This is a genomic window from Kosakonia sp. R1.Fl (assembly GCF_023516815.1).
Classification (GTDB): domain Bacteria; phylum Pseudomonadota; class Gammaproteobacteria; order Enterobacterales; family Enterobacteriaceae; genus Kosakonia.
The window spans coordinates 3,966,158-3,977,975 of the sequence record NZ_JAMGSQ010000001.1 but is presented as its reverse complement, the minus strand read 5'-3'; the positions used below and the strand labels follow the sequence as shown (position 1 = coordinate 3,977,975).

12 protein-coding genes are annotated in these 11,818 nt (G+C 50.2%); 11 read left to right on the top strand and 1 reads right to left on the bottom strand.

The window, feature by feature from the left end; all coding sequences use genetic code 11:
- Positions 1 to 74: 74 nt before the first annotated feature.
- The 5 genes from opgC to M8Q36_RS18805 are packed head-to-tail and all read left to right on the top strand — an operon-like array spanning position 75 to position 4,179.
- The gene (gene opgC, locus M8Q36_RS18825; protein ID WP_249881924.1) at positions 75 to 1,295 is read left to right on the top strand and encodes an OpgC domain-containing protein; all 1,221 of its coding nucleotides are present in this window, start codon (positions 75 to 77) and stop codon (positions 1,293 to 1,295) included.
- Between the two features lie 11 nt (positions 1,296 to 1,306).
- Positions 1,307 to 2,206, top strand: a complete 900-nt coding sequence (locus M8Q36_RS18820; RefSeq protein WP_502825480.1) for a hypothetical protein — start codon at positions 1,307 to 1,309, stop codon at positions 2,204 to 2,206.
- A gap of 8 nt (positions 2,207 to 2,214) precedes the next feature.
- Positions 2,215 to 3,432, top strand: a complete 1,218-nt coding sequence (locus M8Q36_RS18815; protein ID WP_249882810.1) for a PP2C family protein-serine/threonine phosphatase — start codon at positions 2,215 to 2,217, stop codon at positions 3,430 to 3,432.
- Positions 3,422 to 3,760 (top strand): STAS domain-containing protein, encoded by a 339-nt coding sequence (locus tag M8Q36_RS18810; RefSeq protein WP_249881923.1) that lies wholly within the window; start codon positions 3,422 to 3,424, stop codon positions 3,758 to 3,760. Before M8Q36_RS18815 ends, M8Q36_RS18810 begins: the two co-directional genes overlap by 11 nt.
- Positions 3,761 to 3,765: 5 nt before the next feature.
- Entirely contained in the window at positions 3,766 to 4,179 is a 414-nt protein-coding gene (locus M8Q36_RS18805) for an ATP-binding protein (RefSeq protein ID WP_249881922.1), read from the top strand.
- Between the two features lie 4 nt (positions 4,180 to 4,183).
- Here M8Q36_RS18805 and tehA read toward each other — a convergent pair whose 3' ends face one another.
- Entirely contained in the window at positions 4,184 to 5,146 is a 963-nt protein-coding gene (tehA, locus tag M8Q36_RS18800) for a dicarboxylate transporter/tellurite-resistance protein TehA (protein WP_249881921.1), read from the bottom strand.
- Between the two features lie 225 nt (positions 5,147 to 5,371).
- Between tehA and yahO the strand changes: the two genes are divergently transcribed.
- The 6 genes from yahO (at position 5,372) to M8Q36_RS18770 (ending at position 11,716) form a co-directional block, all read left to right on the top strand.
- The gene (yahO, locus tag M8Q36_RS18795) at positions 5,372 to 5,647 is read left to right on the top strand and encodes a DUF1471 family periplasmic protein YahO (RefSeq protein WP_249881920.1); all 276 of its coding nucleotides are present in this window, start codon (positions 5,372 to 5,374) and stop codon (positions 5,645 to 5,647) included.
- A gap of 184 nt (positions 5,648 to 5,831) precedes the next feature.
- On the top strand, positions 5,832 to 7,397 hold the full coding sequence (locus M8Q36_RS18790) for a type 2 periplasmic-binding domain-containing protein (RefSeq protein ID WP_249881919.1): 1,566 nt from the start codon (positions 5,832 to 5,834) through the stop codon (positions 7,395 to 7,397).
- Positions 7,394 to 7,795: a fucose-binding lectin II gene (locus tag M8Q36_RS18785; RefSeq protein ID WP_200551973.1), complete on the top strand. Its 402-nt coding sequence runs from the start codon at positions 7,394 to 7,396 to the stop codon at positions 7,793 to 7,795. The genes M8Q36_RS18790 and M8Q36_RS18785 overlap by 4 nt, the downstream gene beginning before the upstream one ends.
- A gap of 10 nt (positions 7,796 to 7,805) precedes the next feature.
- On the top strand, positions 7,806 to 8,207 hold the full coding sequence (locus M8Q36_RS18780; protein ID WP_249881918.1) for a fucose-binding lectin II: 402 nt from the start codon (positions 7,806 to 7,808) through the stop codon (positions 8,205 to 8,207).
- Between the two features lie 193 nt (positions 8,208 to 8,400).
- Complete coding sequence (locus M8Q36_RS18775; protein ID WP_249881917.1) at positions 8,401 to 10,671, top strand: AAA family ATPase; 2,271 nt, start codon at positions 8,401 to 8,403, stop codon at positions 10,669 to 10,671.
- The gene (locus M8Q36_RS18770; protein WP_249881916.1) at positions 10,658 to 11,716 is read left to right on the top strand and encodes an HNH endonuclease family protein; all 1,059 of its coding nucleotides are present in this window, start codon (positions 10,658 to 10,660) and stop codon (positions 11,714 to 11,716) included. Before M8Q36_RS18775 ends, M8Q36_RS18770 begins: the two co-directional genes overlap by 14 nt.
- Positions 11,717 to 11,818 lie beyond the last annotated feature (102 nt).

The window sequence follows — 11,818 nt, the reverse complement described above, 5'->3', positions numbered from 1 at the left end:
AGTTTGCCGGTCAGAGTGTACTACGCTATGTAAATATTAACTTCGCAACCTCATTTCAGGGCAACGTTTACGAGATGGAAATAAGCCAGTCTGCGCCTGTCGCTATAGCGAAAAACCGTGAAAAAACAACGTGGCGTTATGTATTAGCCGACCGTCGGGATCTCCGCATTGATATGATGCGCGGTGTGGCGCTGGTGATGATGGTGGTGGCGCATACGGAAGTGATGTCGGTTTTTAATATTTTTACGTGGGAGCGATTTGGTCTGACAACCGGCGCGGAAGGCTTTGTGATTCTTTCCGGATTTATGCTCGGTATGCTCAATCGCCTGCGTCTGCAAAAAGCGGTGTTATTAACGATTTCCTGGGGATTATGGCGACGCGCATGGAAAATATATCAGGTTAATATCATCATCATAGTTTCTATTCTATTACTCTCGCATCTGCATTTTATAAATACCTTTGAAGTTACCCATTTTACGGATCGTTACTCAGGTACGCATTGGTCATTATTTCCGACCAGCCCGCAAATTCGTGAGACCTGGTTTAATATCATCCTCTATTTGCAAATTGGTCCGCATCAAACCCAGATTCTGGGGTTATATATTTGCCTGCTGTTAATAAGCCCATTATTTCTGGGACTACTGCACAAAGGAAAAGTGGTCTGGCTATTGCTGCTCTCGCTGGCGGTTTATTGTTGCTGGCAAGTGTGGCCGATGCGCGTCACGGTCTCCGAGTTTGAATTCGCCTTTCCGCTCATGGCCTGGCAACTGATCTTTGTGCTCGGCATGTGTTGCGGCTGGTACAAAGAGGAACTGCTTTCACTGGCACAAACACCTGCGGGTAAAGCCGTGGTCGCGGCACTGGTGGGGGTGGCGATTGTGCTGGGGTTTGTGGCGCAAAACCATACCAATCCCTTTATCCCCCCGGCCTTGTTACTGCAGGTGATTCCACCCGCCGATTTTAATGCCTTTTACCATACCTGGGCGGCAAAAAACGGCCTTGGCCCGGTACGCGTTCTTAATGATATCGCCCTGATGGTGACCGTTTATCTGGTGCTGACCCGTTGCTGGACGCCGCTTTACCGCGCCACGGGCTGGTTTTTTATCCCGCTGGGCCAGCACTCGCTTTATACCTTCATTTTGCATGTGTATGTGGTGCTGGCGGTCAGCCAGTTTGTCACCTTCGATTTATGGCGCCAGGCATGGCTGACCAATACGCTGATCCATGCGCTGGCGCTGGGTGCGTTATGGCTGATGGCAAAATATAACGTCGCCGGACGCTGGATACCCAATTGAGGGAATACGTTATGCGGGAAAAATTGTTGCTGGTGGCTGTAATGTGCAGTGTTATTGCACCAGCGTATGCCGTCGATCGCACTTCTGACGCCGGTCAGCAGGAACGCACGACCGAGCAGATCCCGGCGGGCGGCATCAACAGCCGCTGGGGGCGTCTGTTCGCCGGGAATAAAGATAAATTTTCCGCTGCGTTGAGCTTTAACTCAGGGCTGAAACAGCAATGGGTAACGATACCGAACAATTCGGAATCGGCCTCGCAAACCAAAAAAATCAACCAGACGCTCAATCTGAGCCTGCAATATTCCCCCTACAGTTTCTGGTTCGCGAACGTGATTACCCGTCTTCCGGTGAGGGATACCAGCCGCTATACCACGGATTTCCGCTACAGCTTCGGCTATGACGACTGGCACCCCAACACCGTTAGCCTGGTTTACAGTAACTACGGCGATAACCATTTCTGGACGACCGGCAATAAACGGCACACCTATTTTGAGCAGGGGGCATTTACGCTGGCGTATAAGTTCTCGTTGCCAAAGCCCATTGAAAATACGCTTTTAATTAATAAAGGCGATGCGCTGACCTGCCAGCTCGGTTATAGCTGGGTGCCGCGCTACTACGACGCGCAAAGCGACAGCGTAAAAGCAAATAAGAACGTTATGCTCGGAGGCTGCGGCTACACCTTTAAGCAGCACTTTTTTGTGCGTGCCACCGCCTTCTGGTTTCCTGATAGCAGCCAGCAGCAGCCGTGGAACGGCGATTATAGCTACAGCTTTGGCTACGCCACCTATGCGCCAGGATCGTTCTCTATTCAGTACAGCAACTATGCCGGAACGCGCTTCCCCGGCCATAAAAACGGCAATGCGCGGTTCCGGGAAGGCACGGTGAGCCTTATCTGGTTGTTACCGCTTTAGGAGCCATGATGACAGAGCAAAAACGCGTATTGATCGTGGATGATTCGCAGGTTTATCGCCGTTTGCTGGTTAATCTGCTTTCACAGTGGGGCTACCAGGTGAGTGAAGCGCAGAACGGTGAAGAAGCGCTGGCGATGATGGCGCGAACGCCCGTCAGTATGGTGATCAGCGACTGGGAGATGCCGGTGATGGATGGGCTGGCGCTGTGCCGCGCCATTCGAAACATAGAGTATGGTCACTATGTGTATCTTATTTTGCTGACGGCGCGCGAGAGCGCGGATGACATTACCGAAGGGTTTGACGCGGGCGCGGATGATTTTCTCAGTAAACCGGTCAACCAGAGCGAGCTGCGAGCGCGCTTGCATGCCGGGGCGCGCATTCTGGCGCTGGAAGCAAGCCTTGCCGCGCACAATACACGCTTAAGCGAGGCGTTAAACCAGATAGAGCAGGATTTACAGGTGGCCGCGCGGTTGCAGCGTTCGGTATTACCCGCGCATCAACTGCGTTATGAACACTATTTTGCTGACTGGCTGTTTCTGCCTTCGGCCTGGGTCTCCGGCGATATATTTAATGTGTTCCCGCTCGATGGTCATCTGGGGTTTTATTTTGTTGATGTCGCCGGGCATGGGGTTGGCGCGGCGATGATGTCGCTGGCGGTTGCCCGGCAGTTTCTGCATGGCCGCGTGGTGGAGCGTTTTCTGTTTGATGAACATGGCGAGGTGGCGTCACCCGCGAAGGTTGTGCAGATGCTGAATGCGCGTTTTTGCAGTGAAGATACGGAGATAGTCAGCTATTTCACAATGGTTTATGGCGTTATTAACCTGCGAGATGGCAGCGGGATGTTGTGCCAGGCCGGGCATCCTACGCCGTTTATCGTCTCGCCTGACGGGCAAGTCCGCCAGACTGGCGGTGGCGGAGCACCAGTCGGGTTGCTACCAGATATGCAGTGGGAAAACACTGCTTTTAGTCTGCATAACGGCGAGCGCCTGTGCCTGTTCAGCGATGGCATTACCGAGTGTGAAGGGCCAGAAGATGAGCAGTTTGGTGAATTACGCTTACAACACTGGTTACAGCAGCAGACCGGCAAGCCCGTTGAGGCGCTGCTGCCGTTATTCGGCGAGCATTTGACGCGCTGGCGTAATCATGACGGCGGGAGTGAAAGAACCATGACGGATGATGTTTCGTTGTTAATTATCGAGCGCGGAGGGGATGGGCATGAATATTGAGATCGAACGGTTGCCGCAGGCCATCATTATGACGCCGGTTGTCAGACGTCTGGATGCGTCGGTGGCGGCGACATTCAGGGAGACCCTCTCACGGGAAATGGCAAATGAGCAGAAAGCGTTAATCATCGATTTTAGCCGCGTTGATTTTATCGACAGTAGCTGTCTCGGCACGCTGGTGTCGCTTCTTAAAATGATGAATGGCAAAGGTGAAATGCTCGTTTGTTCGCTTAAGCCCGGCATCCGCAATATGTTCACTCTGACGCGTATGGACAGGGTGTTTCGCATCTGCGAAGACCGCGATGCCGCCTGCGCTGAGCTTGCCAGGTAAACATAATGCATGAGGCGATTACCCTTCAGGCTACGCTGGGCGCATTAGCTCCGCTGGCGCAGTGGTTGCAGCGCAACATGGCGGCGCTGCCCGTTGATGATGCGTGGCGCTTTGCGCTCGACCTTGCTGTTTGCGAAGCGGCGACCAATGTTATTCGCCATGCGTTAAACGAAGACAGCCACCGCGAATTTTCTGTGACATTCAGTTGCCACAACGATGCTGTGCAGGTCGAGTTGACAGATGATGGCGTCGCCCTTTCACCAGATAGCCTGAGCAAAGCGCGGAGAAAAATTGGCAGCGATGAGGAGCAGGAGCTGGAAAGTGGCAGGGGAATAATGCTGATGTTGCTTAGCGTGGATAACGTGAGCGTTGAGCGGGAGGGTGGCTGTAACAAAACCACCCTCGTAAAGCGCCTGTGATGCCTTAGCTGTGCGCCGTGCGTATCAGTAACTTACCCCGTAGTAACAGCGCGAAGGTTTTCACTATCAGCAGCGCGATCACCAGGTTAGCCGCGATAAACAGCGGGAATGACATCCAGTACAGTGCGCCGCCCGGCGTGCCATGTCCCAGACGAATCGAGGTGGTCGCCAGCGACGCCACGCCGAATGAAAAACTCCAGAACGACGGGTTAAAAGGCTGCGAACTGTACCAGGGGATCAGCCTTATCATGAACAGCATCTGCAGCAGGCCATAACCGAATAACAGTTTGGCGAATACATCGGCCTGCCCGCCGTTGACGCTCAGCCAGGCGCTACAGGCCACGAATGCAGGAGCCATCTGAATGCCAAGCGATGTGCGCACGGCGGGCGACATTTCATCAAGATTACGCATCCGGCTGAGAATGGCAGGCTCAAGGCTAAGCCAGGAGAAGATCCCGGCACCGAGAAACAGCATCCCGACATCGTTAAAACCGAACGCGCCGCAGGCCATCGCGCTGATAAAGTTGTTGGCAACCGTGGGCAGATAAAGCCCTGGCGTCGTCGCTTCTTTCGGGTGTTGACCGCGCCATAACCCGGCGGTTTGCCAGGCGGAGTAGGTGAGCTGAATAACGACAGCAACAAGAAACAGCCCCAGCGCCAGCGTGTGGAACCACGGCGCAAGGCCAATGGCGACCAGCATCGAGGTTGCCGGTGCCAGGCTGACAAAACTGCTTTTCAGCGGATGGGAGATCTCTTCCAGCACGCTCGCGCCGTGGCGAAACATTCGGCTAATAAATGCCAGCATCAACAACGCCCAGATGACCATCGCCAGAATGATTAAGCCATCCGCAGGCAATAGCGTGACCGGCCAGATAGTGGCGGCGAAACGCCAGGAAAAGCCCAGCCCGATAATGCCAAGCACGATGCCAAAGTAGCCCGCTGGCAGGTTGAGGTGTGAATCTTTCATCACCAGACTCCTGAAATGTGTAAACCTCTGAAGTAAGACGCGCGCCATTATATATGACATTTCATATGCACGTTTCACTTTTTATTCAGCTTAATATGTTGATTAAATAACCGATTAATTAATGATATTGAATTATTTTGGGCTTGGTCTACCGTTAAAGAGTAAATGATCGACTGTGCTTTTCTGTTATTTACAGCCATCTCAAAACAATCCGGAGAATGCCTGATGAACAAAAAAAGTTTAGTGATTATTAGCGCGTTAACATTATTGGCGAGTAATGCCTGGGCCGCCAAATTAATGGAAAAATCAGAGTTTGATAAAGTTTCTTCGCAATATGAAAAGGTTGGCGAAATTGCCACATCCGATGAGATGTCACCCATGGATGCCCGCCATGCGCTGAGCAAACTGACGGATGAAAAGGGTGGTGATGTGTATGTCGTAACCTCCGATCAAACAAGGAAAAAAATTCACGCAACGGCCGATGTTTACAAGAAAAAATAGCAGAATAAAGCCTTCCCTCGTGGGCGGCTTTTATTTGCGAAATAATCTGGTCTGAATATATCGAATATCGTAATAGATGGCTTTTAAATTAAATTATTCTTTTTAACTAAATATATAGGTGCGCAGCGTGAATACCCCTGCGCACCTATTTTCGTTTTTCTACCGCAGTAATAGAGGAGTTTATATGGGCGTCATCTCACGAATGACGATGCGCGTCTTTGCCATCGTTTTATTTATCTTTGCCAGCGCTGGCGTGTTTGCAGGTCAGTTAATCCTTAAAAATACTTCATCATCACCGATAACCTGTACGGTTGATGGCTGGACCCGCGCGTCTGGCGGCAGCTTTGACTGGTTTATTAAGGTTGAACCGGGGCAGAGTTTTTATGTCGGGCAAAATACCAGCCGGCCAAATCCGCCGATCATTAACTGGGCGAACTGTAATAACCTGCAAACCCGCGCCATGACGCTGACACCGAAAGGGCCGAACCAGACGCTGGTGCTCAATGGTCAGCAAACGCGTGTGCTTAATGTCTCGCTCTATTCGTACCTGCCGACATTGCCGACGGATAATTTTGAAAGCCTGGTCGCGTATGTGGTGAAAAGCTGGCAGGCACAGCACCCCGACGTGTTGCTCAATGCTGTGCTTAGCCAGGAGGTCAAGATTTATGACTTTACGAAGCTGCGCACCATTCTGGGAAACGACGGTTTTGATGTTGTCGAACTGGATGTGCTGTATCTGGGCTTCCTGGCCGATAACCAGCTTATCAACCCCGCACAAATCAGCGGAGATGCGCCGTGGCCGGTGGCACTCGCAGGATCGACCTATAAAGGCCAGTTGTGGGGTATTCCCAGCTGGCTGTGCATGAATTTTATCTATGCGTTTGACAAGGCGATTACCCGGCAAAAGACGCTGGATAATTTACTGAGTTATATGAACTCGCTGCCCTCTGCGGTTCCCGCGCTGGCCGGGAGTTTTAATGGTCACTGGGCGGTACCCTCCAACTACATCAATGCGTATGTGCAACGTTACGGCCTGAATGCAATGCCGAAGGCCATGCAAATGCCGCCGGATAATGCAGTGATTTCACAACTGGTGGCCTTATCGGACACCTGCCAGAAAAACGGTATCAATCAATGTACCAATGGCTATTTTTACAACGGGACCGGCGTTACGCCTGAGCAGGCGTTTGCCACCGGGCAATCCAGTACGGAGATGGGATTTTCTGAACAGTCGTTCTACGTGAACCTTTATCGCCCGTCGCAAAGCGCTCCGTTGTATGTCATTCCGGTACCGTGGGGGCAAAACCCCCAACCGCTGCTGTTCCAGGATAGTTTCGTTTCCAGCGCGGCCACCTGTAAGCCGGGCAGTCAGTGCAGCCGCGACGCGCAGGCATTCACCACCATGATGACCGGCGTGGCAATGAAAAATTATATTGTGCAGTCGCAGGATCTTCCTGCCGGCACGCCGTGGCGCACGCTGCTGGTGGCCACCCAGCCTTTCTGGCAGCAGTCGCAGATTGTCAATAACGCCTATTACCAGCAACTGCGCCCGATATTTGATTCGGCAGCACCGTTCCCGAACAACTTCACCGAATCCGTTCAAACGACAATGGATACCCAGATTTGCGCCGCGCTGAAAGCACAGCGCCCGCAATTTGACTGTGGCGACAGCGCGAAAACTTTGCTCGCGACCGGCCACGCGAAGACGCAGCCGCGTCCAACTTCAGGCGAAAGCAGGAGCAAACTATGAGTGTCGGCCCGGTTTCAGGAAATGGCATCGCGATTACGTTGCCGCCAGGTAAAACGGTCTTCTGGACGGCAAATGTGCAGGCATCCTGGGCGCAATACGTCCAGGTAAGGGATTTCGCGAATAACCCGGTCTTTCAGGCCAATGGCGCGTCGACAGGCGGGCATTCACCGACGCAGATCGGCCAGGGAACGTTTGTGGCGTCCGGAACGGGTGCGTATACCGTCTACCTTGGCTACAACAATGGGCAATCCTGGTCGCAAGTGATGTGGGAGGAGATGACGCTCAATATCGGTAGCCAGATCTATTCCAGCAGCTTCAATTTTATTGCCGAAGATGGTGCCGATCAGGACTTTAACGACACCTGCCTGACATTAACCTGGTTTAACAGCATTGGCTGAGGAGAAGAACATGTCGCCAGGACCTGTTAGTGGCAATGGCATTGCTATCGTTATTCCGCCGGGTAAAGTCGTGTTTTGGTCGGTGCTGGTACAAAGCTCGGCAAACCAGTTTATTCAGTTGAAAGACAGCCTTTCCAGGGTGGTATTTACCGTGCAGGGCGCCAGCTCCAGCGGCGGTACGCCAACGCAAATTGGCAGCGGTTTTTTTCAGGCGGATAACGTGGGAAATTATACTGTCTGGATCGGCACCAACGGCGGTCAGCGTTATTCAAATGTTCTCTGGACGCAGGATATTATTACTCGCGGCGCGTCGGTCTTTTTCGGCAAATATATCTTCGCCAGCGAGGATTCAACCGACAAAGATTACAATGACTCATTTTTCCAGCTGCAATGGTTTGAAAACGTAGGCTAAGGCGTTTTCCTCTTGGCAGGAGTGCTTCGGCGCTCCTGTCTCTCACCGAAACGGCCCATTTCCCTGATATGCCTTGATTTCCCTTGTTGGTTTGGCAAAATCATTTATCCATTCGGTGAATGCTTTCTCTCGCAATCTGTCTGTTTTGCGGGCGGTAGCGTGCCTGCGCAAATATATTTAAAGGGAAATAACGATGTTATTCGTAGACAGGGGGCGTGTCGCCATTCCATCCGTATTACTGCCTGGTGGTGCGGCAGAGACGGAAAAAGAGAAAGCGGCTGAGTTTTATAAGCAGGCGCATCATTTGCAGAGTCGCTTTGAATTTAAGGTTTTCAAAAGTAAAGAAGTTAAAAGTGCGCTGTATGATCTCTTTCAGGGTAAGTGTGCGTGGTGTGAATCACGGATAAGCGCTACTTCTGCTGATATTTGTCACTATCGTCCTAAAGCGGGTGTTGCAGAGAGCCGGAATCACCCAGGGTACTGGTGGCTGGTCAATGAATGGGGCAATTTATTGTTAAGCTGTGCTGATTGTAACCGTCCGCGCAGACATGATGATGTCATTGCCGGTAAAGCCAATCGTTTCCCGCTTGAAGATGAAAACCAACGGGCATTGTCACCGGGACATGAGATTAATGAACGTCCTTTATTGCTCGATCCTACCGTGGATAATCCCGATGACTGGTTTGTGTATGACCAACACGGGCGTGTTGCCAGCGATATGCCACGCGGCCAAATGACCATTGCTATCCTCGGGCTTAACCGTTCTTCTTTGCTGATTGAGCGCCAGCGAGTGATAGTAGAGTTACGTGCCACTATCGACAGGTTGCAACGGTATCAACAGGCACCGTTAATGGACAATTTTATGTTGTCTGAACTGAACCGGTTGGTCGCTTATACCGCAGATGACGCTGAGTTTGCCGCTATGAAGCGACAACTGCTTTTACCCGAGCTCCGAAAAATTGCCAAAGTCTCGGGAGTTAATTTCTTTGACTGGCTGGATTCAACGCAGGCCGTTACCAGGAAAGAGCAAAATAAGAAAAAGGTTGAGCAGAAAAAATTCGAAGAAGAACAGTCGAATTTTTCATTAACCAGTAGTGTGGGTATTACGATTTCGCGGTCGCAAAGCCGAAAAATACAAAAAGTGACGATCACCAATTTTAAAGGCATTGATGAGTTAACGTTTAATGTCGGCAGTAACTGGCAAATGCTGTTGGGCGAAAATGGCGCGGGTAAAAGTTCAGTTTTGCAAGCCATCGCGCTCTGTTTGGGGGGCGCGGATAACTTCGCCAAAGTGGTGAACGAAAACGGTATCGATCCTAGAACCTGGATCAGGTCTAAACGGCAAAAAGCCACCATTGAAATCCAGGTGAGCGGTTTTGTTAAACCTCATTTGTTGCATATTTATCGTGACCGGGCTGTGTTTTTACGTGCTGCAAATAAATCAGCATTAGTCGACTATGCAAAAGGCAGCGCCACGGCGACAGGTGCAAAAGAGGCCAAAGATGTCCAGTTTGTTCTTCTTGGCTACGGCGCAACGCGTTTATTAAAACCTGCGCCGAAATTGTCGGAATTGCGTTTTCGTGAAGCAGAACCAGTGCGCTATGCGCGCTTCGATAATTTGTTTGATCCGCTTTCGTTACTGATTTCCGCAGAAGAGTGGCTGTTAAAGCAGAAACGAGAGATCTTTGATCTCAGCGCGCGCGCGTTAAAAGATTTGTTAGGCCTGGACAACAACGACATTTTGGTCAAGCGAAATAACACCATTATGGTTGTTATGGATGATAAAAAACCTTTACCGCTGGCCGCGCTTAGCGATGGTTACAAGACGGTGATTGCCTTGTGTGTGGATATCCTCGCGATAGCAACGGAGTTTTGGGGCGATCCTGGCAGTGCCGAAGGCATCGTGCTGGTGGATGAACTCGATTGCCACCTGCATCCAACGTGGAAAATGCGCATTGTCAGTGCGTTAAAACGGGCATTCCCGGAAATGCAATTTATTTGCACCACCCATGATCCGCTCTGTTTACGTGGCTTGGGCGCTGGAGAGGTGTGTGTGATGCAGCGTGATGGTGAAGGTATCACCTTGCTGAGCGATTTGCCAAACCCGGCGGATTTCCGTGTGGAACAGTTGTTAACCTCTGCATTTTTTGGCCTGAACAGTACGCAGGATCCGGAAAATGAGGCGATCTTCGATGAATACTATGCGCTGCTCGCTTTACCTGAAAAGGATCAAGAACAATCTGAGCGGCTTGAGCAATTAAAGATTGAGTTGAAGGATCGACGCTATATTGGCGAGACGCCGCGCGAACAGCTGATGTTTGAAGCAATCGATCAACTTATTGCCAATAAAAAGGATAAAGGGTTCTTGCGCATTCATGATATGAAGCCGGAAACGATCAGCACAGTTAATAATATCTGGCAGGATGTATTAAATAACAGGCTGCAAAACAATGATCAAAATTAATCGTCGTCAATCAGCACCGCTTATCGGCATTTATACAGCGTCGTTTGATCAAAATGGCCAGCCAGCTCCGACAATGGCTATGAGTGAACGCAATGAGGCAATAACATTTTTCACCGATCCGAACAATTTTGCCAACAATAAGAAATTAACTAAAGTTCCGTTTCAATTCACTATTTATCAAGACAAAGAATTGGCTACAGAACTTGAGAAAATATTTGGAAAAAAATGTGCTTACTGTGAATCTGATTTCGCAGCAGTAACCTCAGCAGAGGTAGAACATTTTCGGCCTAAAAATCAGATCTCGACGCAGGACAAAAAAACACTTCGACCAGGCTATTACTGGTTGGCGGGTGATTGGCTGAATTTATTAGTGGCATGTCCACATTGTAATCGGAAAGTGAAACACCAGGTTCCGGGTCAGCCTGATAAAATCTCACTAGGAAAAGGCACACAGTTCCCTCTTGCTGATGAAACAAAACGTCTTCGTCTACACACCTGTAGTGACATGCAATTCAAAAGCGAAGAGGATCATCGACTGCTGATCAATCCTTGTATTGAAAACCCAGAGCTCTATTTCACCTATGACGATGATGGATTAATACATCCTAAAAATAGCCGTAATAAAAAAGCAGTTTATTCAATCCATGTCTACGCTTTGCAACGTAAGCACTTAGTTGAAGCGAGGAAAAAGAAGCTGGTTGATCTGGAAGAAAAGCTGATGAATTTAGAGGATCCGATCATAGAATTAGATGCACTTGATCCACGAGAGGTGGAGCGCTGTACGGCTAAGAAACAACAAATTGCAAGATTGTTGGGGCAGGTTAAGAAGATGCTGGAGCCTGGTGAACCTTACCTTGGCCTGCTTCGGGATTATATTCGTCGACACGTTGCGCTAGGGACTTACCAGAGATATCGCGCAGCAGGCATTCATATTGAGGCACTTCTGGATCTACCTGTATCACATCCGCTTCCGGTGCCACGTCTTAACCTGAGTACTTTCAAAAACATGACGTCAAGGATCCCTGTCGGGTTGCGGTTGAGATAACTTATTATTTTTCAATAAGTTGATTGGTTATTAAACTGTGACGGAATTTATTTGCATTTTCCTGGCAATATTTTTACCGCTCATCCGTCTACTTCATCACAA